Source organism: Nonomuraea rhodomycinica (genome assembly GCF_013363995.1).
Taxonomy (GTDB): domain Bacteria; phylum Actinomycetota; class Actinomycetes; order Streptosporangiales; family Streptosporangiaceae; genus Nonomuraea; species Nonomuraea rhodomycinica.
In genome coordinates, this window is sequence record NZ_JABWGO010000001.1 from 518,542 (window position 1) to 542,414 (window position 23,873).

Here is a 23,873-nt window from a genome sequence, read left to right on the forward strand (position 1 = left end):
GATGTCCATGACGCCTCACTCAGCCGGTTGCCTGGTCCCCTGCCACAGGAGGGCCGTTCTAATCAACGCGTGTGAGCTGTCGGAGAGAAGGAATCACCATGGGATGGACGATATCGACGCGTACTGGCGGGCGGCGAACTATCTGTCGGTCGGCCAGATCTATCTGCTCGACAACCCGCTCCTGACGGAGCCGCTCCGGCCCGAGCACATCAAACCGAGGCTGCTGGGCCACTGGGGCACCACGCCCGGGCTGAACTTCTGCTTCGCCCACCTCAACCGGGTCATCCGGCAGCGCGACCAGGACATGATCTACATCGCGGGGCCCGGTCACGGCGGGCCGGCGGCGGTGGCGCACGCCTGGCTGGAGGGCTCCTACACCGAGAAATACCCCGACATCGGCCAGGACACGGAGGGCATGCGGCGGCTGTTCCGCCAGTTCTCCTTCCCGGGCGGCATCCCGAGCCACGTGGCGCCGGAGACGCCCGGCTCGATCCACGAGGGCGGCGAGCTGGGCTACAGCCTGGCGCACGCGTACGGCGCGGCCTTCGACAACCCGGACCTGGTGGTCGCGTGCGTCATCGGCGACGGCGAGGCGGAGACCGGCCCGCTGGCGGCGAGCTGGCATTCCAACAAGCTGCTCGACCGGCGCCATGACGGCGCGGTCCTGCCCATCCTGCACCTCAACGGCTACAAGATCGCCAACCCGACGGTGCTGGCCCGGATCCCCGAGGCGGACCTGCTCCAGCTCATGCGCGGCTACGGCTACGAGCCGTACGTGGTCGGCCCGGACCACCAGGAGATGGCCGCGACCCTGGACACGGTCTTCGACGGGATCGCCGCGTACAAGGGGGGCGACTCCGAGCGGCTGCCCATGATCGTGCTGCGCACCCCCAAGGGGTGGACCGGGCCGAAGGAGGTGGACGGGCTGCCGGTGGAGGGCACGTGGCGGGCCCACCAGGTGCCGCTGGCGGGCGTCCGCGACAACCCGGAGCATCTGGCGATGCTGGAGGAGTGGATGCGCTCCTACCGGCCCGAGGAGCTGTTCGCGCCGGACGGCGGCCCGGTGGAGGCGATCAGGCGGACCGTTCCCGAGGGGCCGCGCCGGATGAGCGCGAACCCGCACGCCAACGGCGGCGAGCTGCTGGCGCCGCTGCGGCTGCCCGACTTCCGCGAGCACGCGGTGGAGGTCAAGTCGCCGGCCGCCACGAGCAGTGAGCCGACCCGCGTGCTCGGCGGGCTGCTGCGCGACGTGATCGCCGCCAACCCGCGCACGTTCCGGCTGATGGGCCCGGACGAGACCGCCTCGAACCGGCTGTCGGAGGTCTTCGAGGTCACCGACCGCGCCTGGAACGCCGAGCTGAAGCCCACGGACGAGCACCTGGCGCCCGGCGGCCGGGTCATGGAGGTGCTGTCGGAGCACCTGTGCCAGGGCTGGCTGGAGGGCTACCTGCTGACCGGCCGGCACGGGCTGTTCAACTGCTACGAGGCGTTCATCCACATCATCGACGCGATGTTCAACCAGCACGCCAAGTGGCTGGAGTCGTCGAAGAAGATCCCGTGGCGGCGGCCGGTGGCCTCGCTGACGTACCTGCTGTCGTCGCACGTGTGGCGGCAGGACCACAACGGCTTCAGCCACCAGGACCCGGGGTTCCTGGACGTGGTGGTCAACAAGAAGCCGTCGGTGGTGCGGGTCTACCTGCCGCCGGACGCGAACACCCTGCTCTCGGTGGGCGACCACTGCCTGCGCTCGCGCGACTACGTCAACGTGATCGTGGCGGGCAAGCAGCCGGTGCTGGACCTGTTCACCATGGACGAGGCGATCGCGCACTGCACGCGCGGGCTCGGCATCCTGCCGTGGGCGAGCACTGACGACGGCGCCGAGCCGGACGTGGTGCTGGCCTGCGCGGGCGACGTGCCCACGCTGGAGACGCTGGCCGCCGCGGCGATGCTGCGCGAGCACCTGCCGGAGCTGAAGGTCCGGGTGATCAACGTGGTCGACCTCATGCGGCTGCAGCCGCGCTCGGAGCACCCGCACGGCATGCCGGACGCCGAGTTCGACGCGCTGTTCACCACCGACAAGCCGGTGATCTTCAACTTCCACGGCTATCCGCAGCTCATCCACCGGCTCACCTACCGGCGCACCGGCCACGCGAACCTGCACGTGCGCGGCTACAAGGAGGAGGGCACCACCACGACGCCCTTCGACATGGCGATGCTCAACGACATCGACCGCTTCCACCTCGTCATGGACGTCGTCGACCGGGTGCCGGGCCTCGGCTCCACGCAGGCGCACCTGCGCCAGCGCATGTCGGACGCCCGGCTGCGGGCCCGCGCGTACACCCGCGAGCACGGCGAGGACTCCCCCGAGATCAGCGGGTGGACATGGCCGCACGGATCCTCGTCCTGAACACCGGCTCCTCCTCCATCAAGTACGAGCTGATCGACGTCGAGTCCCGCGAGCGCGCGGCCCGGGGCCTGGTGGAGCGCATCGGCGAGGAGGAGGGGCGGCTGACCCACCACGCCGACGCCGGGCGGGGCCGGCCGTACGGGTGCGAGCGGGCGTTCCCCGGGCACGCGGAGGCCCTGGCGGCCGTGCTGGAGGCGTTCGGGGAGGCCGGCCCGGAGCTCGACCCGGTCGCGGTCGGGCACCGGGTCGTGCACGGCGGGACGCGCTTCCGGGAGGCGGTGCTCGTGGACGACGGCGTGATCGCCGCCATCGAGGAGCTGGCGCCGCTCGCCCCGCTGCACAACCCGGTGAACCTGGCCGGGGTGCGGGTGGCCCGCGACGCCTTCCCCGGCGTGCCGCAGGTCGCCGTGTTCGACACGGCCTTCCACGGGACGCTGCCGCCGGAGGCGTACACGTACGCGGTGCCCGGGGAGTGGGGGGTGCGGCGGTTCGGCTTCCACGGGACGTCGTGCGCGTACGTGTCGCGGCGGGCGGCCGAGCTGCTGGGCCGCGCCCCGGAGGAGACGAACCTGATCGTGCTGCACCTCGGCAACGGCGCGAGCGCCACCGCGATCGAGGGCGGGCGCAGCGTGGACACCTCCATGGGGCTGACGCCGCTGGAGGGGCTGGTCATGGGCACCCGTTCCGGCGACGTGGACCCGGCGCTGCTGGGCTACCTGAAGCGGGCGCGCGGGCTGGACGTCGAGGAGGCCGAGCAGGCGCTGAGCCGCAGGGGCGGCCTGCTCGCGCTGGCCGGGTCCGGCGACATGCGGGAGGTGCGCCGGCGCGCCGCCGGCGGCGACGGGCGGGCGCGCCTGGCGCTGGAGGTCTACACGCGGCGGATCCGCAAGTACGTCGGCGCCTACTGCGCGCTGCTCGGCCGGGTGGACGCGGTCGTGTTCACCGGCGGCGTCGGCGAGCACGACGCCGCCACCCGGGCCGGGGCGCTGGCCGGGATGGACCGCTTCGGCCTGGCCCTGGACGAGGAGCGCAACGCCGCGGACGCCTCCGGGGAGCGGTTCGTGTCGGCGGACGGGTCGGCGACGGCGGTGCTCGTCGTCCCCACCGACGAGGAGTGGGAGATCGCCCGCCAGACGCTCGCCCTCCTGTGACTCCCCGCTCGTTTGCCCCCCGTTCGCCTGATTTCTCCCAACTGGGACGGAAGCCGCCAAATGGTACGGTCTTCGTGTTCATCGGCGGATCGAACGAGCGGGGAGACGGGTGGAGGTCGAGCAGACGGCGCTGCCGGGCATCGGACTGCGGCACGAGTTCACGACGCAGAGCGGCAGACGGGTGGCGGTGATCTCCCACCGCAGCGGCCGCCGCGACCTCGTGATCTACGACAAGGGCGACCCGGACCGCGCCTGCGAGACGGTCAAGCTGAACGACGAGGAGGCCGAGGCGCTGGTCGAGCTGCTCGGCGCGCCCCGCATCGTGCAGCGGCTCAACCAGCTCCACCAGCAGGTCGAGGGCCTGGTCAGCGTCCAGCTCCCCGTGCCCCCCACCTCCCCGTACGCCGGGCGGCCCATGGGCGACGCCCGCGTGCGCACCCGCACCGGCGCGTCCGTCGTCGCCGTGGTGCGCGGGCCGCAGGTCGTCACCAGCCCCGGCCCCGACTTCGGCCTCGCGGCCAACGACATCGTGGTGGTCGTGGGCGGCGCGGACAGCACCGCCGAGGTGGCCGACATCCTGGCGCACGGGTAGGGCCGCGGGTGCACGATACCGCGATCCTCCTGCTCGAAATCGGTGCGGTCCTGCTGGGTCTCGGCGTGCTCGGCGCCCTGGCCCTGCGGGCCGGCATCTCCCCCATCCCCCTCTACCTGATCGCCGGGCTGGCCTTCGGCACCGGCGGCGTGCTGCCCCTCGCCACCAGCACGGACTTCATCTCCGCCGGGGCGGAGCTGGGCGTCGTCCTGCTGCTGCTCACGCTCGGCCTGGAGTACAACGCCGACGAGCTCGTCACCAGCCTGCGCGGCAACGCCCGGGCCGGGCTCGTGGACCTGGTGCTCAACGCCGCGCCGGGCGCGATCTGCGCGCTGCTGCTCGGCTGGGGGCCGGTGGCGGCGGTCGCCATGGCCGGCGTCACCTACGCCACCTCCTCCGGCATCACCGCCAAGGTGCTGTCGGACCTCGGCTGGATCGGCAACCGCGAGACGCCGACGGTGCTGTCGCTGCTGGTGTTCGAGGACCTGACGATGGCCCTCTACCTGCCGGTGCTGACCGCCCTGCTGGCCGGGCTGAGCCTGCTGAGCGGGGCGCTGACCGTCGCCATCGCGCTGGCCACGGTCAGCGTGGTGCTCCTGGTCGCGCTGCGCTTCGGCCGCTTCATCGAGGCGTTCGTCTCCAGCCCGAACTCCGAGGTGCTGCTGCTCAAGGTCGTCGGGCTCGCGCTGCTCGTGGCGGGGCTGGCCCAGCAGCTCCAGGTGTCGGCGGCCGTCGGGGCGTTCCTCGTCGGCATCGCCCTGTCGGGGCAGCTCGCCCACGACGCGCGGGCGCTGCTGGAGCCGCTGCGCGACCTGTTCGCCGCGGTGTTCTTCGTCTTCTTCGGCTTCCAGACCGACCCCGGCAAGATCCTGCCGGTGGCGGGGCTGGCGGCGCTGCTGGCCGTGGTCAGCATGGCGACCAAGCTGCTGACCGGCATGTACGCGGCCCGCCGGGCGGGCATCGCCCGTGCCGGTCAGGCCAGGGCCGGCATCGCGCTCATCCCCCGGGGCGAGTTCAACATCGTGATCGCGGGGCTCGCGGTGGCGGCCGGCATCCACCCGGACCTCGGGCCGCTGGCGGCGGCGTACGTGCTGATCCTGGCGGCCTTCGGGCCGCTGGCGGCCAAGCTCGTGCAGCCCCTCATCACGTCGCTGACCCGGCGCGCCGCCGGCGAGAGCGCCTGACGGCCGGGCTGCTCGCCGGGCGCGGGTCGCCGGCCGCCGGGCCCGGCTTTCTGTCGGTGGGGGCGGCTAGCCTGCCCGCATGGCCGAACGCGAGCACGGGCACCGCCCTCCGCCGACCGACACGTCGATCGACTCCGCCGACTGGGACGGCCGCGAGCTGGACCGCGAGGTCCACCGGCGGGTCCTGTTCTCGGGCGTGGACATGACGGAGGCGACCGACCGCGGGTCCGTGTTCGACGAGTGCGTCTTCCGCGACGTCCGGTTCAACGTGTCGGTCCACGAGGACGCCCGGTTCGCGGGCTGCACGTTCGTGCGCTGCTCGTTCTTCGACGCCACCTTCCGGGGGTGCAAGCTGACGGGCAGCATGTTCGACGGCTGCTCGTACGGGCTGCTCAAGGTCGAGGGGGGCGACTGGTCGTTCGCCGGGCTCCCGGGCGCCGACCTGCGGGGCAGCAGCTTCCGTGACGTCCGGCTGCGCGAGGCCGACCTCACCGGGGCCCGGCTCGAGGGCGCCTCGCTGCTGCGCTGCGACCTGTCCGGCGCCTGGCTGCACGGCGCCGACCTCACCCGGTGCGACCTGCGGGGCAGCGACCTCGGCGGGCTCGACCCGCTGACCACCAAGATCGGCGGGGCGATCATCGACGCCGCCCAGGCGACGGTCGTGGCCACCGCCCTGGGCCTCGACGTGCGCTGACGCGTTCGCCAACACACCGCCAACTCGGCGATCCCCTGGCTCGGCGCGCGTCCGCGCCACGGCGGGGCGCCCCGCCGCTCCGGACGTAGATCCCGCCCAAAAGCAGCGCGGATTGGTTGACGGAGGTTTGGGGGAACATGCCGCGTCGGCCCAGTAACGTGGCGAGCTGAAAGCAAGGGAATTCACCGACGCGGAGGTCGTGACATGACGATTCTCACGCTGCTGCCCGTGTGCAGCGTTTCCGACAGGTTCTTCGGGCCTGGCCGTCGCCGCAGTGCGGGACACCGGCAGAGCCAGAAGCACAGGCACCGCCCGTAGAACAGCCAGAACGCCCGGTATCACGGTCGCCTTCGCGCCCGGGCGCCGGGCCTTTCACGTCCTGTCGCGGGACACCGCGGCGCGTCCGGAAGACGATCCGGTTCCCGGGACGCCCGCCGCCCCGCCGTGCCCCCACGGCTCGCGGTTCTGACAGGCTGGTGGGGTCGGCATGACGGTGAGTCTGGGGAGGCGGACGTGAGCGACGAGTTCGACGTGATCGTGATCGGCGGCGGGCCGGCCGGGGAGAACGTGGCGGCACGGGCCGTGCGCGGCGGGCTCACGGCAGCCGTCGTGGACAGCCGCCTGCTCGGCGGCGAATGCTCGTACTGGGCGTGCATCCCGAGCAAGGCCCTGCTGCGCCCGGTGGAGCTGGCCGCCGAGGTCGGGCGCGTGCCGGGCCTGACGATCGGCCCCATCGAGGCGGGCAAGGTGCTGGCCCGGCGCGACGAGGCGGTGGCGCACTACGACGACTCCGGGCAGGTGCGGTGGCTGGACGGGGTGCCGGCCACGTTCCTGCGCGGCGCCGGACGGCTCGACGGGCCGCGCCGCGTGCGGGTCACCGCCCCCGACGGCTCCGAGCGCACCGTGACCGCGCGCCACGCGGTGGTGCTGGCCACCGGCAGCACCGCGGCCGTCCCGCCGGTGCCCGGGCTGCGCGAGGCCAACCCCTGGACCAGCCACGAGGTAACCGCCGCCACGTCCGTGCCCGAGCGGCTGGCCGTCATCGGCGGCGGCGTGGTGGCCTGCGAGATGGCCCAGGCCATGCACGGCCTCGGGGCCCGGCAGACCACGATGCTCGTGCGCGGCGACCGGCTGCTGCCCCGGATGGAGCCGTTCGCCGGCGAACTGCTCGCCGCCTCGTTCGCCGACGCGGGGATCGACGTGCGGTTCGGCACCGGCGCCGTCGCGGTGGAGCGGCCGGAGGCCGGCGCCAAGGTCACGATCCGGCTGCCCGACGGGCCGCCGCTGGAGGCCGACGAGCTGCTCGTCGCGACCGGCCGCAAGCCGGCCACCTCCCATGTCGGCCTCGACACCGTGGGCCTGGAGCCCGGCCGGTACGTCGAGGTGGACGACAGCATGCGCGCCACCGGCGTCGAGGGCGGCTGGCTGTACGCGGTCGGCGACGCCAACGGCCGCAACCTGCTCACCCACATGGGCAAGTACCAGGCGCGGGTCTGCGGCGACGTCATCGCCGCCCGGGCCAAGGGCGAGCCCGACGACCTGCCGGCGCTGCGCGACACGGCCGACGACCGGGGCGCGCCCCAGGTGGTCTTCACCGACCCCCAGATCTGCTCGGTCGGCCGGACCGAGGCCGCCGCCCGGGACGCGGGCTTCCGGATCCGGACCGTGGAGTACGACCTGGGCTCGGTGTCGGGCGCGTACCTGCTCGGCGACGGCTACCGGGGGCGGGCCAAGGCCGTGGTGGACGAGGACCGCCGGGTGCTGCTGGGGGTGACGTTCGCCGGGCCGGGCGTGGCCGAGCTGCTGCACGCGGCGACGATCGCGGTCACGGGCGAGGTGCCGCTGGAGCGGCTGTGGCACGCCGTGCCGTCGTTCCCGACCGTCAGCGAGATCTGGCTGCGGCTGCTGGAGACGTACGGGCTCTGACGGCCGGCGCCGCCGGTGTGAGAAGGGCCGGAGGCGAGAGGTGACGCGGAGGGGCGGGCCGCCCCGTCAGAGGTGCGGCCCGCCCCCGGGCACGCCGGGCGTGGACATCTTCTACCGGGCCCGGTCCTCGTCGTCCTCGTTGTAGTACTCGGTCGGGTCGGGTTTCGCCGGGACGTGCACCGTGGCGCTTCCGCTCTGCTGAGCCGGGTGCGCGGACACGGCGGCGGCGACGGCGCCCGAGACGGTGAGGACTCCGGCCACCACGGCGGCGGCGACGAGCAGGTGCTTCAGCATCGTGGATCACTCCGTGGGTGTTCGATGGTCCGGATGGTCCGGACCGGACGGAGCGTCGACTGGGTTCCCGGGAATCGCCCATGCGGCGCGGAACACCTCTCAACGTAGCCAGAGGCTCGCGGCGGGGTCGCCCGCGCGGCGGCAAAGCCTCGCCCATGGCGGCCGTCCCCTCGTTCGGGCGAACCTCCCCGGCGGGTCAGGCTTCCCGCGCGGCCCGCCGCGATCCACGAACCCGCGACGATGCGTTGACTCAGCAGGACTTGCCGGACGACGGGCTCTTCCTCTCGCCGTCCGCCGACCGGCGGTTCCCGGCGACGCGGCGGCCCGCCCACACCAGGATCATCACCGCGGCCAGGCCGAGCAGGATGTTGGTGCCCGTCCCGACGTACTGCTCCACCCGCGACCAGTTGTCGCCCAGCAGGTAGCCCGCCACCACGAGCAGGGTGTTCCAGACGAGGCTGCCGAGCGCGGTCAGCGCGCAGAACGTGGCCAGCGGCATGCGCTCCAGGCCGGCCGGGACGGAGATGAGGCTGCGGATGACCGGCACCATCCGCCCGAACAGGACCGTCCTGCGGCCGTGCCGGTCGAACCAGTCCTCGGCCTTCTCCACGTCCGACGGCTTGACCAGCGGCACCCTGCCGGCCAGGGCGTGGATGCGCTCGCGCCCGAGCAGCGCGCCCAGCCCGTACAGGGCCAGCGCCCCCGCCACCGCGCCGAGCGTCGTCCAGACCAGCACCTCCCACAGCGCCATCCGGCCCTTGCCCGCCGAGAAGCCCGCCAGCGGCAGGATCACCTCGCTCGGCAGCGGCGGGAACACGTGCTCCAGCGCCACGACCAGCCCGGCGCCCGGAGCGCCGAGCGCGTCCATGATCCCCATGGCCCAGCCGGCGATCCCGCCGGGGTCGGGGGACGTCCCGGTGGGCGCCACGGTCGCGGAGGTCATCGATCCGGCTCCTCGTCTGTCGTCGGCGGTGTCCGGAAGATCCTCTAGCCGGTGCGGCCGGGGGTATGCGTGACCGGGCGCCAGGAATGGACGCGGCCACGGCGGGAACATGATCGTCGTGAGCCCCCCGCCCATCGACGCCGCCGCGCTGGAGAGCCGCGTCCGCCGGCGGCTCGCGGAGGCGGGATTCGCCGTGGAACGCCACGACGCGGACGGCGACGGCGGGCTGCGGGTGTGGCACGAGCCGGGCCGCGGCGTGGTCGTCTCGTGGGAGCCGGACGCGGCGCCCGGCGAGGAGCATGCGGCGCGTTACCGGCTGATCCGGGGCGCCGTGCGGCTCGCGTTACGGACCATCCTGGCCGAGGCCGGCTACCACGTGCGCGAGGACGGCGGCCGGATGATCGTCACACCCCGCGACCAGCCCTGACCCGGGCGGCCCAGGGGGCGCTCAGTCCGGTCACGCGGTCACGGGGCGGTCGGCCTCGTCGAGGCGGGCCGGACGGCCAGGGCGGTCGGCTTTGTCGAGGGACGGCCGGGCCGGACGGCCAGGGCGGTCGGCCTCGTCGAGAGACGGCCGGGCCGGACGGCCAGGGCGGTCGGGTGGTCAGGGGGCGGTCAGTGCCGCGTCGATGGCCGCGGCCTGGCGCTCCAGCCACGCCTCGCGCCTCTTGATCTTGTCGCCGACGCCCTCCTCCCACATGCGCGCCCAGCCGCCGCCCCGCTCCTCGGCGATCTGCTTCATGGAGAACCACGCCCGCCGGGTACGCAGCACGGCGACCTCGACGAGGCGGGAGCGGTCGGCGTCCGTCATCCCGTAGGCGTCGGCGACGATGCGGCAGCGGCGCGGCACGTCCACCTCGCGCAGCGGCGGGTCGGCGTCGGCGGGGTCGCCCAGCGGCGCCCAGTAGAGCATCACGTTCAGCGCCTCCTCCACCCTGGCGACCGGTTTCGCCATGTCGAAGTCGATCAACGCGGCCGCCTCGCCGGCGCGGAACACGATGTTGTCCGGCGTGTAGTCCATGTGCCCGACCAGCTCGGCCGGGTACGGGGGCTTGGGCGGCATGCCCGGCGGCTCCGCCATCTCGTAGCCCGGCCGCACCCCGTCGGGCACGACGAAGCCCGCGACGGCGTCGTCGTAGTCGCGCACGAGGCGCCCGACGGAGGCCAGCCGTCCCTCGTCGGCGACCCACGCCGGCCTCGGCCGCCCGGCGACCTCGCCGGGGACGAAGGTCAGCACCTCCCGCCCGGCCGCGTCGATGCCGAGGAACCGCGGGGAGCCCGCGAACCCGACGTCCTCCAGGTGGCGCAGCAGCGCGTGGACGAGCGGTGCGTTGGGGCCGACCGGACGGCGTACCGTGTCGCCGACCCGTACGACGCCCTCGGTGACGTCCCCGCCGGCGAGCGGGATCTCGGGTCCGGGGTCGCGTGGTTCGGCGTACGTGCGCGAGGTCATGTCCTGCTCCAGGGTCGAGGTCCGGCGGCTCGGCCCGCCGCGGGCAAGATCCCGATCTTACGACGCGGCATGCGGCGGGTCCCTGGCGTGAGGCCGGTGAGGACAGGGCGCGGGGCGGCTCCCGGAGCAGGGCGGCTCCCGGAGCAGGGCGGATCCCGGAGCAGGGCGGGTCAGGACAGGGCGCGGGCGTTCCAGGCGCGGATCGTGGCGTGGCAGGGCTCCCAGGCGCGCCACACGTCGCGGCCCCACTCCCGGACGAGGCGCCGGTGCTCGGCCGGGTCCCGGGCGGCCAGCACGTCGGCGACGGTCATCAGGCCGTGCAGCCGCGGCGGCCGCAGCGGGTGGAAGTAGTCCGGGCGGCCGGCCATCATCCGCTTGTGCAGCGCCGGGCCCTCACGCGGGTCGGCGCCGTCCTCGACGAACAGGCACAGCGTCATCAGGCACAACGCCATGCGCTGGACCTCCCGGCGGCCGTCGCCCCCGGGGTGCTGGGCGACGTACGCGTCCACCACGAGCTGGTGGACGGGGCGATACTCCGCGATGCCGTACGAGCGGGCCAGCAGCTCTCCGTAGCGCTCCCAGCACTCCGCCGACGCACCGTATCCGTCGGGCCGCACCCCTCCCCCGGCCGGGGCCTCCAGCCCGCACCCGGGACAGATCACCGCGCTCACCCTCGTGCCCTCCTCCGGTCACCACGACGTCCCGGCGCGCCACCGTCTTCCGGCCCGCCACCGGCTTCCGGCCCGGCGCCGCGCCTGACGAGACGTTACGGCCTCACGCGACGTGAGGGTCGAACCGCCGCCGCAGCCGGGGACACGCACTTCTGATCTTGGAGGCGGGACGATAGGTTGATCCACGGTGTGCCGGGAAGGCTGGTCGGCGGTCCTGTCGTCATGCCCCGGGAGAGCCGCCATGCGTGCCCGTGACCTCGTCGCCGACTTCCCCACCGTGGGCCTCGACACCCCGGTGGCCGACGCCGCCCGGCTGCTGGCCGAGCACGACCTGCCGGGCCTGATCGTGGTGGACGAGCGCGGGCTCCCCGCCGGGATCCTGCCCGGCACCCAGGTGCTGCGGCTGGCCGTTCCGGGTTACTGCCTCGACGATCCGGCGCTGGCGCGGGTGGTGGACGAGGCGCACGCCGACGTGTTCATGCGCTCGATCTCCGGCCGTACGGTACGCGAGGCGATGCCGCCCCGCCCGCGCGAGCTGCCGGTCGCCGACCCGGACGCGACGGTGCTGGAGCTGGCCGCGCTGATGGCGCGCACCCACAGCCCGCTCGTGGCCGTGGTCGACGCGGGCGGGCTGCGGGGCGCCGTGACGCTCCAGGCGCTGGTGGACCGGCTGGTCGAGCAGTGACGCTCACCGCGTGGCTGGCGGTCGCCGCCTTCCTCGGCGCGTACGCGCTGATCGCGACGGAGAAGGTGCACCGCGTCGCCGCGGCGCTGGGCGGGGCGGCGATCATGCTGGTGATCCACGCCACCGCCGCCGGGCCGGCGTTCTTCTCCGAGCGCACCGGCATCGACTGGAACGTCGTCTTCCTGCTGCTCGGCATGATGATCATCGTGGGGGTGCTGAAGCGGACCGGCGTGTTCGAGTACCTCGCCATCTGGGCCGCCAAGCGCGCCCGGGGCCGGCCGTACCGGCTCATGGTGCTGCTCGTGGTGATCACCGCGTCGGCGTCGGCGCTGCTCGACAACGTGACGACCGTGCTGCTCGTCGCGCCCGTGACGTTTCTGGTGTGCGAGCGGCTGGCGCTGCCGGTGGCGCCGTACCTCATCGCCGAGGCCATGGCCTCCAACATCGGCGGCACCGCAACGCTCGTCGGCGACCCGCCGAACATCATCATCGCCAGCCGGGCCGGCCTGACCTTCAACGACTTCCTCGTCCACCTGACGCCGCTGGTCGTGGTGCTGGTGGCGGCGTTCGCGCTGCTGTGCCGGGTGCTGTTCCGCGACGCGTTCCGCTACGACCCCGGCCGGGCCGCCGAGATCATGGCGCTGAACGAGCGGGAGGCCATCGCCGACCGGCGGCTGCTGTGGCAGAGCCTGACCGTGCTGGCGCTGGTCATGGCGGCGTTCGTGCTGCACCCGGTGCTGCACTACGAGCCCTCGGTCGTGGCGCTGCTGGGCGCCGGGGCGCTGGTCGCCCTCACGGAGATCACCACGGAGGAGGCGATCGCCGAGGTCGAGTGGCCGACGCTGGTGTTCTTCGCCGGGTTGTTCGTCATGGTCGGCGCGCTGGTCCACACCGGTGTCATCGGCGAGGTGGCGCGGGCCGCGGCCGGCGCGGCCGAGGGGCGGCCGGAGGCCACCGTGATGGCGATGCTGTGGGGCTCGGCCGGGCTGTCGGCCATCGTGGACAACATCCCGTACGTCGCCACCATGAGCCCCATCGTCGAGCAGCTCGTGCAGGCCGCCGGGGGCGGCGAGCACGCGCGGGCGCTGTGGTGGGCGCTCGCGCTCGGCGCCGACCTCGGCGGGAACGCCACGGCGGTCGGCGCGGCGGCCAACGTCGTGGTGATCGGCATCGCCGCCCGCAACGGGACTCCGATCAGCTTCTGGGGGTTCACCCGGTACGGCCTGGTCGCGACGGTCACCACGGTCGCGCTGGCGACGCCGTACCTGTGGCTGCGCTACCTGCTCTGACGCCCGGCGGGTCCGCTCAGCCGGCGGCGCGGTGCCGCTCGTAGAGCTGGCCGAGGCGGTCGATGCGCCAGAGCTGGCCGAGCACCACGAGCGTGGCGCCGAAGACCGTCGGCCAGACCTGCAGCGCGACGAGCCCCCAGACCAGCAGGGCGAACCCGGTGACGCCGACGGCGACCAGCAGCCGCTGCACCCTGCGGTGGTCGCCGTCGACGAGTGACCGGTCGTACAGCCACAGCTTCTCGCCGTAGATGCCCTTGGCGGCCCAGCTCTCGGGACGCTCGACGGCGGGGAAGACGTGCGGGTTGGCCACCAGCCACACGACGACCAGCGCCACCCCGGCCAGGCACCACCAGCCGACCCACGCCCGGCTCCAGACGGCCAGGATCATGAGCGGGATGGCCGCGAACCGGGTCCAGACGCTCCACGGGTTGGCGTGGCGCTTCCACGCCTCGTCGGTCATGCCGGCGGCGGCGGCGTATCTCTTCAGCACGCTCATGCGGTGAGCCCCCTCGCCAGCGCGTCGATGGTGGCGTCCAGCACCTGCTCGTAGTCGGCGCCGAACCGGTCGCGGTTGACGACGACGAGCCCGGCCGTGCGGACGACGCCCACGAGGATCTCGGGCGGCACGCCGGGAACGATCACGCCGTCGGCCTGGCCCTGGGCGAAGTAGCGGATCAGCGGCTGCACCAGGTGCGGGGTGACGCGGGCGATCTCCTCGGGCCCCACCCGGCGGGCGACCGCCGCCAGCTCGTCGGGGTGGGTGAGCAGGCGCCGGTAGAACGGATCGCCGGTCAGCACCTCGGTCGCCGCCCGCATGAGCGCGGCCAGCGCCTCGGTGCTGGGCGGCCGGCTCAGCGCCTCGGCCAGCCGCCTGCCGACGAGCGGCGCCCTGCGGATCATCACGTCCTTGTAGAGGGCCTCCTTCGAGTCGTAGAACGCGTAGAAGCTGCCCTTGGCGATGCCGGAGGGCGCGACGAGCTCCTCCAGCGACGTCTTCTTCAGCCCCTGGGTCGCGAAGAGCTGCTCCGCGGTGTCGAGGAGGGAGGCGGTGATGCGTTCCCTGTCCTCGGCGGTGAAGGCCACAGCCATGCTGTCCACCTATGACCGGATCGGATATTGGGTCATAGCCTAACACCAGCTCGCCCCCCAGAACCCGAAAAATCATGTGAAAGGAGGGTTGAGGGCATGACATGCGGGCATGGCACGACATTCCTGCACGTCAACCACAAGGAGGGGCCTAGTGCTCACCCTGACAGAAAACGCTGCCCAGGCCATCCGCGACCTCACGGCGTCCACGCCCGAGCCGTCGCAGAGCGGCGTCCGCATCGCGTCGCAGGGGCAGGACACGGGCACGCTCACCCTTTCGCTGGCCAGCCAGCCGGAGCCGACCGACGCCGTCGTCGAGGAGCAGGGGGCGCGCGTCTATCTCGACCCGGTCGCGGCGACCGTGCTCGACGACAAGTCGCTGGACGCGGGGGCCGACGAGAAGGGCGCCGTGTCGTTCCTGGTGACCGACCAGACCACCACCTGACCTCGCACGGGTCCGGCCGCGCCCGGACCCGCCCACCGGCCCGGTACGTTCACCCGTACCGGGCCGGCGGCGTTCCGGGACCAGAAGCCGGAGACGTCCCGGGACCAGGAGCCCGAGACGTCCCGGGACCAGGAGCCCGAGGCGGACGGGGTCAGGCGCCGGAGAGGAGCTTGTGGACGTAGCGGAGCTGCTCCTCGCGCTGGAAGCCCTGGCCGCCCTCGTGCCCGTTCCACGCCCAGACCGTGATCTCCTTGGGCCCCTGCCAGTGGTTGTAGGCGGCGAAGACCGTGGACGGCGGGCAGACGTCGTCCATCAGCGCCACCGAGTACAGGGCGGGGACCTGGCCGCGGGCGGCGAAGTGCAGGCCGTCGAAGTAGCCCAGGGTGCGGAAGACCTGCTCCTCGTCGCCGCGGCGACTGGCGAGGAAGCGCACGATCTCCTGGTACGGGTCGCGGTCGGTGATCTCGACGGCCCGGCGGAAGTGGGTCAGGAACGGCACGTCGATGAGCGCCCCCGCGACCGACGGGCACAGGGCGGCCGTGGCCTGGGCGATGCCGCCGCCCTGGCTGCCGCCCGAGACGATGATCCGGTCCGCGTCCACGGCCGGGTGCGTGGCGGCCGCCTCGACGGCGCGCACGGCGTCGGTGAAGACCCGCCGGTAGTAGTACTCCTCCGGGTCGAGGATGCCCTTGGTCATCATGCCGGGGGCGTGCGGGTGCGTGGCGCCGTGGGGGTCGCCGGTGGCGCCCGGGTGCCCGACGCTGGCGCCGCCGTGGCCGCGGGTCTCCATGACGAACACCGCGTACCCGGCGGCCGGCCACATGAGGTGGTCGTGCGGGAAGCCGCGCCCGCCGCTGTAGCCGATGTAGTGCATCACGCAGGGAAGCGGGCCCTCCGCGTCGCGCGGGGTGATGAACCAGCCGCTGATCCGGTGGCCGCCCCAGCCGGCGAACGACACGTCGTACACGTCCACGGAGGCGAACGGCAGGTCGTAGCGCGTGAACTCCGGCGCGAGGTCGAAGCCGCGGGCCTCCTCCAGCGTGCGCGTCCAGAAGTCCGCGAAGTCGGCGGGCTCGTCGCGCTCGGGGCGATACGTGCGGAGCTGCTCAAGCGGCAGGTCGAACAGGGCCACGAAGATCTCCAACCTGGGGACCAGGGAACAGGGGCGAGGCCATTTCACCGCATCCGGCCAGGTAAGCGCTATCCCGGAGGCGGGAAAAGCGTTCCCGAGCCCTTCCCGGGTAGGTGCGACGGAATGAACGATCACCTGGTCAAGATCGCGCACCCCCGCCTCCACCCCGGCCTGGCCATGGAGGCGCCGGTCGACCCGAGCGACTTCCTGCTGCTGTTCACCGACGACACCGAGGCGCGGGCGCGGCTCGTGCGCGACGACACGGAACGGCCGGTGCTGCGGGTCGGCGCCCGGATGCGGCTGGACGGGACGGTGGTCGACGAGGAGCTCTGGACGGTGCGCGAGCTGGTGCGGCGGCCGGGCCTGACCGTCATCCGGCTGGGCGACGCCCTGACGTGATCCGGCGCCAGGCCGCCGGCGCCCTGACCTGACCCGGCGCCAGGCCCCCGGCGCCCTGCATGACCCCGGCGCCAGCCCTCCGGCGTCCCGGGTCACTCGACGACGAGCTCGACCGGGATGTTGCCGCGGGTCGCGTTGGAGTACGGGCACACCTGGTGGGCGGCCTCCACCAGGGCGCGCCCCTCCTCCCCCTGGAGGTGGTCGGGCAGCTCGACCCGGAGCACGACCGACAGGGCGAAGCCGCCGTCGCCGTCCGGGCCGATGCCGACCTCCGCGGTGACGGACGCCTCCGACACGTCGGCCTTGGCCCGCCTGGCCACGACTCCGAGCGCGCTGGCGAAGCAGGCGGCGTAGCCGGCGGCGAAGAGCTGCTCGGGGTTGGTGCCGGTGCCGGTGCCGCCCATCTCCTTGGGCGGGGCGAGGGCCACGTCGAGCCTGCCGTCGGAGGTGACGGCACGGCCGTCGCGGCCGGTGGCGGTGGCGATCGCGGTGTAGAGGACGCTCATGGCTGCGCTCCTTTTCGGTTGAGGACAACTCGATTGTGCACAATTGAATTGATGCCAGTCAAATCGGATAGCATGGGGGCATGAACGCCCTCCGCCTCGACGACCAGGTGTGCTTCGCCGTGCACGCCGCCTCACGCGCCCTCGACGCGGTCTACCGGCGCGAGCTGGCGGCGCTCGGGCTGACCTACCCGCAGTACCTCGTGATGCTGGTGCTGTGGGAGCGGGGCCAGGTGTCGGTCAAGGACCTCGGCGTCGCGCTGCGGCTCGACTCCGGCACGCTGTCGCCGCTGCTCAAGCGCCTGGAGGCGGCCGGGCTCGTGCGCCGCGAGCGCGACCCGGGCGACGAGCGATCGGTGCTGGTACGGCTGACGCCGGAGGGGGCGCTGCTGCGGGAGCGGGCCGAGCCGCTGCCCCGGCGCATCATGGAGGCGTCCGGGATGGGGCCGGAGGAGCTGGCCGACCTGCACCGGACCCTGGGCCGCCTGACCCGCTCCCTCACCGAGTCGGCCACCCGCCCCTGACCCGCTGCTCTCTCACGGCGTCGGCCATCCGCCCCCTGACCCGCTTCCTCAGGGAGCCGCCCACCCATCCCTGACCCGCTTCCTCACGGAGCCGCCCACCCATCCCTGACCCGCTTCCTCACGGAGCCGCCCACCCATCCCTGACCCGCTCGCCCGCCGGAGTCGGCCACCCATCCCTGACCCGCTCGCCCGCCAGAGTCGGCCACCCGCTCCCTGACCCGCTCGCCCGCCCGAGTCGGCCATCCGTCCCTGACCGGCACGCGATCAGAGGGGCGGTCAGCGGGTGTCCGGCCTGGTGGAGGGGGCGGCGCAGTGGCCCGCCTTGACCCCGGACACCTTCCAGCCGGCGTCCGGGAACGGCGACATGAAGTGCGTCAGCAGGTCCACCGCGTAGTCCGGCACCTGGCCGCCCGGGTCGAGCAGCGACACCATCTGCGGCCCGTCCGCGCCGCGCAGCGTGATGGAGTCGCCCTCGCGCCCTGCCGCGAACCCCGGCCGGGCGTCCACCGTCAGGCACGCCAGCCGCACCCCGGCGGCGCTGATCGACTGCCGGGCGCCGATGCGCCGCATCCGCTGGTCGTAGCGGCGCAGCGCCAGGGAGGTGGCGCGGCCCAGCCGCACCGAGTCGTGGAAGACGTCGGCGCCGACCTTGCGGCTCAGCCGCACGTCCAGCCGTACGTCGGGCCGCAGGTCCACGCCCTTGGCCGCGATGTCCAGCCGGTCGTATGCGCCCTCGAAGCCCGGCGCGAGGTAACCGGCCGCGGCCGGCGCCTTCAGCCCGAACGGCACCCTGCCCGGCCGCACCCGCAGCCACGACACGCGGCGCGCCGCGATCGAGACGTCCTCGACCGCGCTGCGCTCCAGCCCGAACTCGCCGCTGACCCGGTAGGACAGGAAGCCGGTCGTGTACGGGACGTCCTTGGCGACGGCGAGGCGCTGGCGGGCGACCGGGTCGATGGTCAGCCCGGCGCGCACCGCGAGCCGTCCGGTGGGCACGGGCCTGGACATGAGGTCGGCGCCCTGACCGCCGGGCCCGGGGCGGATGGTGGTGTCGGCGGCCAGGTCGGTGACGGAGAGCGCCACGCCGCCGAGCCGCCCGCTCGGGTCAACGAGCCCGCCCTCCACGGCCAGCCGCCCGTCGAGGCCGTTCAACTCCTTGCCCGCGGCACGGCCCGTCTTCCCGACCGCGTCCTGTCCTGTCCCGCCCCCGGGGGCGGGGACGGCCTTGTAGGTCAGGGCGGGGACGCGCAGGGCGCCGCCGGACGCGTCGGTGTCCAGCCCGAAGACGGCCGGAACGTCGCCCAGCTCCAGCTCGCCGCTGCCCGCCCCCGGCACGGTGACCGCCGCGCTGAGCCTCCTGACCGGCGCGGAGTCGGTGACCCGGACGCGGGTGCGCGCCCCGTACGTGCCCTGGACGTCCAGCGCCGCGGGCACCGGGTCGACCGCCAGCCGCCCGCGCACGCCGCCCGCCTCGGCGTGGACGGTGAGCGACCCCAGCGTCACGGCCGGACGCACCCGGTACGCGGCGCGTACGACGCCGTGCCCGCCCACCTCGAACGGCCCGATCGCCATGCTCGTCACGGTGCGCGGCAGGCCGGTGAGCGTGGCGCGCGCCTGCACCGGGACGGGCGCGAGGACGGAGCTGGCGAGGTAGACGTCGAGGCCGCCGCCCCGCGGCCGGAAGCCGTCGAACGTGACCGCCCTCCGCGCCGGGTCCAGGGTGACGCGATCCGGCAGCCCGTTCAGGTCCACGTACGCCTGGACGCCGAAGCAGCCGCGCCCGGCGACGCAGAACGCCCCCTCCTGGCAGCCGGGCGTTCCGGGGTCGCAACGGCCGTCGACCAGCGAGACGCCGCCGCTCACGGCGGGGGCGGCGGCCATGCCGCGCAGAGCGCCCGCCTTGCCCGCCCAGGCCCGCGCCCGCAGGTCCAGCCCGGCGCCGGCGCCCTCCTTCGTCCGCGCGCCCTTCCCCGTGCGCGTGCCTGTCCCCGTGCCTGTCCCCGTGGCCTTTCCTGCCCCCGTGCCCGTGCCCGTTTCGGCGCCGCCGGTGTTGTCGCGGGAGTCGGCCGGGCCGCCGGTGTAGGTGATCACCCCGTTCGCGGACGTGACGGACAGCCGTCCCGGCAGGGGGCCGACGTGTCCCAGCAGCCCGAACCGCAGGTCGCCCCGCGTGACGTCGGCGTCGAGCGCCAGCCGCTGCCGCGCCGCCCCCAGCCCGGCCGTGAAGCCCGCCTCCTCCGGGGTGAAGTCCACGCTCCTCAGGCCCGTGACGCGCACGCTCGCGTCCAGGTCGCCGGTGGCCTCGTCGTAGTGGGCCGCCAGGTGCGGTCCCGTGGGCACGCGGACGCCGTCGTGGTTGGCGAAGGCCAGCTCCGCCGACCCCACCGGCCCCGACAGGCCACGGAACCGGTACGCCCCGGGAGCCCAGGAGGCGTCGAAGCCGGCCGGCACGCCGGTGACGCGGGCGGAGGCCCTGACGTACCGGCCGTCCACCTGGGCGCGCGCCAGCGCCGCGACGGAGGCTACGGGCCGGTCGGACGTCCAGGTGAGGGTGCGGTCCGCGGTGTCGGCCACCAGCCGCACGCGCCGCCCCGCGCCCGAGATCTCCGCCCGCACGTCGTCGCCCTTGCCGCCGTCGCTCACGGCCCCGGAGGCGGGGGCGGCGGCTCCCTTCGAGGCGTCGGCCCCGGATGTCCCGGGGGCGGCCGGTCCTCTGGCGGCGTACAACAGGACCCGGGGCAGCAGGGAGCTCCCCGTGACCTCGACCTCGGACCTCTCCCCCAGCGTCCACGACGCCGCCACCTCTCCGCGCATCCCGAACACGGTGGCGTCGAGGGTCGGGCCCTGCTTCAGGTCCGTGTACGCGACCCGGGCCTCGCGGATCACGCCCGTCCCCCGGTAGACGGCCTTGCGGGCGGCCGGTGCGAGGGTCACGTCCACGTCGCCGGGGGTGTTGGACAGCTCCATGCGGGCCAGGCGTGTGCCGTCGAGGCTCGCCGCGGCGACGAACGACCGTCCCGGGGCGCCCTTCAGGCTGGCGCGGGGCGTGGCCCCGTACGTCACGTCGAGCCCGGACACCCCGGTCAGCAGCGCCGAGACGCCCAGCGCGGCCCCGTTCTTGATCATGGTGACGTGACCGCCGCGCGGGCTGGAGACCGCGCCGCCGCCCCGCTGGAGCACCACGGCGAGCCTGCCGATCGCCGAAGCCGACGTCTCGGTGACCCGGCGCGCGGCCGGGTCGGTCTCCAGGCGCACCTTGGCCGGCAGCCCGGCCAGCTCGGCCCGCAGCACGGTCTCGGCGGCGTCCCGGTCGAAGCAGACCAGCTCGGCCGAGCCCGCCCGGCCCCCGCCGGACGTCACCTCCAGCGTGTGGCGTCCCTGGTCGGTGTCGTACGAGGCCGACAGCGCCCGCGGGACGTCGCGCAGCTCCGCGCTCATCGCCCGGGAGAGGCGGCCGTCGCGGTAGGAGTAGCTGCGCAGCTCGGCCCGCCCGGCCGGGCTCGACCCGGAGAAGCGCAGCCGGGCGGCCCCGTCACGCCGGGCCAGCTCGACCCGGGCGCGGGTCGGCATGCGGTCGAGCACCGCGCGGACGTACCTGCCGCCGTCCACGGCCACGGCGTCCACCCGGGCGGGGGCGGACGCGGAGACCTCCAGCGCGGGAGTGCCGAGCGCGGCGTCCACGGTGAGGCGGCCGGTCGCGGGCGTCTGGGTGAGGCTCACCGCGGTACGACCGGTGAGACCGGCGATGACGGCCGCGGACGCGCCCGGGTCCGTCCGCCTGACCTCGGCCCGTACCTGCTTGCCGGACAGGTCCACCGTGAACGTCCCGCGGTCGGCCGCCGACAGGGACGCCCCCTTCCGGAGCCCGTCGAACCCGACCGAGACGCGCCCGTCGTACTCCGCCCACACGCGCGCCCTCAGCTTCCCCGCCTTCCCCGCCGTCCCTGCCTTCTCCGGTGCGCCGGGGAGCCGCCGCACGGCGAACGCGAGCCCCACGGCGCCCTCCTGAGGACGGGCGGCGGGCACCAGGTCGGCGGCCAGGTCGGGGAGGCCGTCGCCGGTCACGTCGGCCGCCACGGGCACCGCCACGGGCCGGACGGCCGAGCAGGAGACCGGCACCTCGGCGCTCTCCACGCACAGCCGATACGTCAACCCGGGCGTCGCCTCGGCCGCAGAGCCGGCTCCTCCCGTTCCGCTTCCCACCGCGCCGCCTCCCCCTCCGCCGAGCGCCCCCGTGAGGGTGTCGGCGAGGGCGCGGGACAGGGCGGCCGGCGGGCTCTTCAGCGTCAGGGGACGGGCGTCCTTCGTGTCGGGGAGCACGGACCGCACGTCGGGGCCCTTGGCTCCGACCAGCCGGGACGCCTCACGCTCGACCTCGCTCACCAGCCGCGAACCCGCCGGAACGGTGATCTCCGGCGCGGCGGGGCCGTCGGGCCGGCCTCCGGCCTGGCGGAGGGCGGGCGAGGGCTCCATGGGGACGTTCACGGTGGCGGGAGCGGGCCGGCGGACGGACGGCACCGCCCGCACCTTCGCCCCGGCGACCGCGGCGGAGGCGGAGGCGGAGGAACGCGCCGTCGGGGCGCCGAAGGCGGCGGAGGCGGCGGAATGTCCCGTCCGGGCGGCGCCGGAGACTTGCGCCGCCCGGACGGTACCCCGCATCGGGTGGGGCGCCGCGCCATCCATCGCCGCCGCGCCCGCCGGCCCCGCGGCCGACGCGGGTTCCGCCGCTGGGGAACCCGCCGTCAGTACGGCACCGGCCAAGGACGCGGAGGCGAGCACGCGCGCGAACGCGTGCCGTGGATACCGCGACATCTAACGCTTACCCCCGAAGCGGTCTCAATCATCACATCTCTAACAAGAGTTACGACCCGACCACATTCCCTCACTAGTCGTCAATTCGGATCCGACATGGGGCTCCAGGTAGTGATCATGAATGCGGGTGGCGGGTCAGCGCTCCAGGACCGTGACGCCGAGCGCCTGCGGCAGGTACCGCACCTCGCTGTACACCGAGCGCTTCTTCCCGCCGAGCTTGACCCACCCCTTGTGGATGCCGTACGCGGAGGTGCCGTTGAACCAGGGGCCGCCGCTGTCCCCGCCCTTGGTGACCATCTTGTCCATGGCGACCAGGTCGCATTCCCGGTCGACGCACAGGTTGATCCGGTAGATCTTGGCGCTGGACTTGTAGCCGCTCGTCCGGCCGTAGTTCGACAGGCGCACGCCCTGCACGGCCCAGCGCGTCTCGTCCACGTACCGGGTCTTGCCCTTGTTGTAGTAGAAGGTCTTCGCCGCCGTGTAGCTGCCGCGCGAATACCAGGCCACGTCGCCGTGGCCGCCGCTGTGACGGCCCTTGCGGGTGACGATGGTGTACTCGTTCGTGTCGTGGTTGTGGTAGCGCAGCTTCGAGTCGTCGCTGCAGTGCGACGCCGTGGAGATCCCGGTCGTGCTGCCCTTCTTGACGGTGAACCCTGTGGTGCAGACCGTTTCGGCGCCCGTCGTGTTCAGCAGGCCGCCGCCGCGGAGGTACGCCTGCGGCTGGGACTCCACCTGGTCGGCGACCTCGATGTCGACCTTGATGGCGGGGTTGGCGGTCGCCAGCCGGGCGGGCTGGAGCGCGGCGCGGAAGCGCTCCTTGGCCGCCGGGTCGGTGATCGGCTCCTTCGGCTGCGCCTCGATGGTGACGACGCCGGTCTCGACGTCGTACTCGCCGGCGCTGGTGGCGACGCCGGGGCGGGCGAGGATCTCGTAGTGCGTGGTCCTGAGCGCCTGCCGCAGCTCCTCCTCGGAGTACGGCCGGCCGCCGAAGACCTTCACGGGGTGGCGCACGGTCTTGGCGAGATTCGTCACCGTCGCGGGCGCCTCGCCCTTGAAGGCGATGGAGGCGCTCGAACCGTCCTCGGCGATCACCGCTCCGGCGTAGGTGTCGGGGAAGGAGTCCCGCGCCTCGTTGGCGACCCTGACGAAGTCGTCCTGCCAGCCGTAGCGGGCGATGGCCTCCTCCAGGGTGATGCCCTCCTCGGTGGCGGCCTGCTGGAGGTCCTCCATCTCGGCGGCGTCGACGTCGCCGACGCCGGCCGTGTCCTCCGCCGTCTCCTCCGGGCCGCTCTCCTCGGGCACGTCCGTGGTGCCGTCCTGCGCGACGGCCGCGGGCTTCGGGGTGTCGCCGCGCCCGGCCGCCCCGGACTGCGCGGTGGCGCCGTACGCGACGGAGGGGGCTACGGACATCGCGACGGTGGCCGCGACCGCGACCCCGAGTAACTTCCTGACCACGTGCCGGTCCTTTCTCCATGTCCCTCGTGCGGGACGAAGGCGTCCCTCGTGCGGGACGAACGCGGCAAGATCATCGCAGGTGGCGGTTCACAAACGGTTCACCTCACAGCGTCAGCGATAGTGACATATCGTCCTCTGTCGTGAGATCTACGTCCCGCCGTGAGGTCTGAGTGGAGGTACGCCTCCCCCGCAGCCGCCGTGCCGACCGCCACGCCGTGGAGTGCGGGC

The 23,873-nt window shown here is 73.9% G+C and carries 22 protein-coding genes; 12 read left to right on the top strand and 10 right to left on the bottom strand.

What is annotated here, in order from left to right; translation table 11 throughout:
* Nucleotides 1-103: 103 nt before the first annotated feature.
* The 6 genes from HT134_RS02495 to HT134_RS02520 all read left to right on the top strand — a co-directional run bounded on the left by HT134_RS02495 (nucleotide 104) and on the right by HT134_RS02520 (nucleotide 7,954).
* Nucleotides 104-2,407, top strand: a complete 2,304-nt coding sequence (locus tag HT134_RS02495) for a phosphoketolase family protein (RefSeq protein WP_246363518.1) — start codon at nucleotides 104-106, stop codon at nucleotides 2,405-2,407.
* Nucleotides 2,383-3,558: an acetate/propionate family kinase gene (locus HT134_RS02500; protein WP_175598604.1), complete on the top strand. Its 1,176-nt coding sequence runs from the start codon at nucleotides 2,383-2,385 to the stop codon at nucleotides 3,556-3,558. The genes HT134_RS02495 and HT134_RS02500 overlap by 25 nt, the downstream gene beginning before the upstream one ends.
* A gap of 109 nt (nucleotides 3,559-3,667) precedes the next feature.
* A complete protein-coding gene (locus HT134_RS02505) occupies nucleotides 3,668-4,150 on the top strand; it encodes a cation:proton antiporter regulatory subunit (RefSeq protein WP_175598605.1) in 483 nt (160 codons plus the stop codon).
* Nucleotides 4,151-4,158: 8 nt separating this feature from the next.
* Nucleotides 4,159-5,334: a cation:proton antiporter gene (locus HT134_RS02510; RefSeq protein ID WP_175598606.1), complete on the top strand. Its 1,176-nt coding sequence runs from the start codon at nucleotides 4,159-4,161 to the stop codon at nucleotides 5,332-5,334.
* A gap of 79 nt (nucleotides 5,335-5,413) precedes the next feature.
* Entirely contained in the window at nucleotides 5,414-6,028 is a 615-nt protein-coding gene (locus HT134_RS02515) for a pentapeptide repeat-containing protein (RefSeq protein WP_175598607.1), read from the top strand.
* Nucleotides 6,029-6,541: 513 nt separating this feature from the next.
* Nucleotides 6,542-7,954 (top strand): dihydrolipoyl dehydrogenase family protein, encoded by a 1,413-nt coding sequence (locus HT134_RS02520; protein ID WP_312887929.1) that lies wholly within the window; start codon nucleotides 6,542-6,544, stop codon nucleotides 7,952-7,954.
* 111 nt (nucleotides 7,955-8,065) lie between these two features.
* Here the strand turns inward: HT134_RS02520 and HT134_RS02525 are convergent, their stop codons facing one another.
* Together HT134_RS02525 and HT134_RS02530 are read right to left on the bottom strand one after the other, a co-directional pair.
* Nucleotides 8,066-8,248 carry a hypothetical protein gene (locus tag HT134_RS02525; RefSeq protein ID WP_175598608.1) on the bottom strand — a complete coding sequence of 61 codons (183 nt, stop codon included), beginning with the start codon at nucleotides 8,246-8,248 and terminating at the stop codon, nucleotides 8,066-8,068.
* A gap of 250 nt (nucleotides 8,249-8,498) precedes the next feature.
* Nucleotides 8,499-9,191, bottom strand: a complete 693-nt coding sequence (locus HT134_RS02530; protein WP_246363519.1) for a DedA family protein — start codon at nucleotides 9,189-9,191, stop codon at nucleotides 8,499-8,501.
* Nucleotides 9,192-9,309: 118 nt separating this feature from the next.
* On the opposite strand from HT134_RS02530, the gene HT134_RS02535 reads away from it, so the two are divergent.
* Nucleotides 9,310-9,618 carry a type II secretion system protein M gene (locus HT134_RS02535; RefSeq protein ID WP_175598609.1) on the top strand — a complete coding sequence of 103 codons (309 nt, stop codon included), beginning with the start codon at nucleotides 9,310-9,312 and terminating at the stop codon, nucleotides 9,616-9,618.
* Nucleotides 9,619-9,795: 177 nt separating this feature from the next.
* Here HT134_RS02535 and HT134_RS02540 read toward each other — a convergent pair whose 3' ends face one another.
* Nucleotides 9,796-10,644 (bottom strand): phosphotransferase, encoded by an 849-nt coding sequence (locus tag HT134_RS02540; RefSeq protein WP_175598610.1) that lies wholly within the window; start codon nucleotides 10,642-10,644, stop codon nucleotides 9,796-9,798.
* 170 nt (nucleotides 10,645-10,814) lie between these two features.
* Nucleotides 10,815-11,315 (bottom strand): DUF5946 family protein, encoded by a 501-nt coding sequence (locus tag HT134_RS02545; protein WP_175598611.1) that lies wholly within the window; start codon nucleotides 11,313-11,315, stop codon nucleotides 10,815-10,817.
* A 241-nt stretch (nucleotides 11,316-11,556) separates the two neighbouring features.
* On the opposite strand from HT134_RS02545, the gene HT134_RS02550 reads away from it, so the two are divergent.
* Together HT134_RS02550 and HT134_RS02555 are read left to right on the top strand one after the other, a co-directional pair.
* Entirely contained in the window at nucleotides 11,557-12,000 is a 444-nt protein-coding gene (locus HT134_RS02550; protein WP_175598612.1) for a CBS domain-containing protein, read from the top strand.
* Nucleotides 11,997-13,289: an ArsB/NhaD family transporter gene (locus tag HT134_RS02555; protein WP_175598613.1), complete on the top strand. Its 1,293-nt coding sequence runs from the start codon at nucleotides 11,997-11,999 to the stop codon at nucleotides 13,287-13,289. Before HT134_RS02550 ends, HT134_RS02555 begins: the two co-directional genes overlap by 4 nt.
* Before the next feature lie 16 nt (nucleotides 13,290-13,305).
* Here HT134_RS02555 and HT134_RS02560 read toward each other — a convergent pair whose 3' ends face one another.
* Together HT134_RS02560 and HT134_RS02565 are read right to left on the bottom strand one after the other, a co-directional pair.
* Nucleotides 13,306-13,785, bottom strand: a complete 480-nt coding sequence (locus tag HT134_RS02560; protein ID WP_175598614.1) for a DUF6653 family protein — start codon at nucleotides 13,783-13,785, stop codon at nucleotides 13,306-13,308.
* Complete coding sequence (locus HT134_RS02565) at nucleotides 13,782-14,378, bottom strand: TetR/AcrR family transcriptional regulator (protein WP_175598615.1); 597 nt, start codon at nucleotides 14,376-14,378, stop codon at nucleotides 13,782-13,784. Before HT134_RS02565 ends, HT134_RS02560 begins: the two co-directional genes overlap by 4 nt.
* Before the next feature lie 151 nt (nucleotides 14,379-14,529).
* Here HT134_RS02565 and HT134_RS02570 point away from each other — a divergent pair, with 151 nt between their 5' ends.
* The gene (locus tag HT134_RS02570; RefSeq protein WP_175598616.1) at nucleotides 14,530-14,820 is read left to right on the top strand and encodes a Fe-S cluster assembly protein HesB; all 291 of its coding nucleotides are present in this window, start codon (nucleotides 14,530-14,532) and stop codon (nucleotides 14,818-14,820) included.
* A 151-nt stretch (nucleotides 14,821-14,971) separates the two neighbouring features.
* On the opposite strand, the gene HT134_RS02575 is transcribed toward HT134_RS02570, so the two are convergent.
* The gene (locus HT134_RS02575; RefSeq protein WP_175598617.1) at nucleotides 14,972-15,952 is read right to left on the bottom strand and encodes an acetylxylan esterase; all 981 of its coding nucleotides are present in this window, start codon (nucleotides 15,950-15,952) and stop codon (nucleotides 14,972-14,974) included.
* A gap of 123 nt (nucleotides 15,953-16,075) precedes the next feature.
* Between HT134_RS02575 and HT134_RS02580 the strand changes: the two genes are divergently transcribed.
* A complete protein-coding gene (locus tag HT134_RS02580; protein ID WP_175598618.1) occupies nucleotides 16,076-16,351 on the top strand; it encodes a hypothetical protein in 276 nt (91 codons plus the stop codon).
* Nucleotides 16,352-16,443: 92 nt separating this feature from the next.
* Here the strand turns inward: HT134_RS02580 and HT134_RS02585 are convergent, their stop codons facing one another.
* Nucleotides 16,444-16,857 carry an organic hydroperoxide resistance protein gene (locus tag HT134_RS02585; protein WP_175598619.1) on the bottom strand — a complete coding sequence of 138 codons (414 nt, stop codon included), beginning with the start codon at nucleotides 16,855-16,857 and terminating at the stop codon, nucleotides 16,444-16,446.
* 80 nt (nucleotides 16,858-16,937) lie between these two features.
* Here HT134_RS02585 and HT134_RS02590 point away from each other — a divergent pair, with 80 nt between their 5' ends.
* Nucleotides 16,938-17,378 (top strand): MarR family winged helix-turn-helix transcriptional regulator, encoded by a 441-nt coding sequence (locus HT134_RS02590; protein WP_175598620.1) that lies wholly within the window; start codon nucleotides 16,938-16,940, stop codon nucleotides 17,376-17,378.
* A gap of 276 nt (nucleotides 17,379-17,654) precedes the next feature.
* On the opposite strand, the gene HT134_RS02595 is transcribed toward HT134_RS02590, so the two are convergent.
* A complete protein-coding gene (locus tag HT134_RS02595; protein ID WP_175598621.1) occupies nucleotides 17,655-21,896 on the bottom strand; it encodes a hypothetical protein in 4,242 nt (1,413 codons plus the stop codon).
* Nucleotides 21,897-22,325: 429 nt separating this feature from the next.
* Entirely contained in the window at nucleotides 22,326-23,645 is a 1,320-nt protein-coding gene (locus HT134_RS02600) for a chymotrypsin family serine protease (protein WP_175598622.1), read from the bottom strand.
* Between the last annotated feature and the right edge of the window lie 228 nt (nucleotides 23,646-23,873).

Excerpts from the sequence above, each read along its gene's own strand:
- HT134_RS02495 (WP_246363518.1), top strand. The coding sequence starts at position 104 with ATGGACGATATCGACGCGTACTGGCGGGCGGCGAACTATCTGTCGGTC.
- HT134_RS02580 (WP_175598618.1), top strand. The coding sequence starts at position 16,076 with ATGAACGATCACCTGGTCAAGATCGCGCACCCCCGCCTCCACCCCGGC.
- HT134_RS02540 (WP_175598610.1), bottom strand. The coding sequence starts at position 10,644 with ATGACCTCGCGCACGTACGCCGAACCACGCGACCCCGGACCCGAGATC.
- HT134_RS02550 (WP_175598612.1), top strand. The coding sequence starts at position 11,557 with ATGCGTGCCCGTGACCTCGTCGCCGACTTCCCCACCGTGGGCCTCGAC.
- HT134_RS02560 (WP_175598614.1), bottom strand. The coding sequence starts at position 13,785 with ATGAGCGTGCTGAAGAGATACGCCGCCGCCGCCGGCATGACCGACGAG.
- HT134_RS02525 (WP_175598608.1), bottom strand. The coding sequence starts at position 8,248 with ATGCTGAAGCACCTGCTCGTCGCCGCCGCCGTGGTGGCCGGAGTCCTC.
- HT134_RS02565 (WP_175598615.1), bottom strand. The coding sequence starts at position 14,378 with ATGGCTGTGGCCTTCACCGCCGAGGACAGGGAACGCATCACCGCCTCC.
- HT134_RS02515 (WP_175598607.1), top strand. The coding sequence starts at position 5,414 with ATGGCCGAACGCGAGCACGGGCACCGCCCTCCGCCGACCGACACGTCG.
- HT134_RS02585 (WP_175598619.1), bottom strand. The coding sequence starts at position 16,857 with ATGAGCGTCCTCTACACCGCGATCGCCACCGCCACCGGCCGCGACGGC.
- HT134_RS02500 (WP_175598604.1), top strand. The coding sequence starts at position 2,383 with ATGGCCGCACGGATCCTCGTCCTGAACACCGGCTCCTCCTCCATCAAG.
- HT134_RS02590 (WP_175598620.1), top strand. The coding sequence starts at position 16,938 with ATGAACGCCCTCCGCCTCGACGACCAGGTGTGCTTCGCCGTGCACGCC.
- HT134_RS02530 (WP_246363519.1), bottom strand. The coding sequence starts at position 9,191 with ATGACCTCCGCGACCGTGGCGCCCACCGGGACGTCCCCCGACCCCGGC.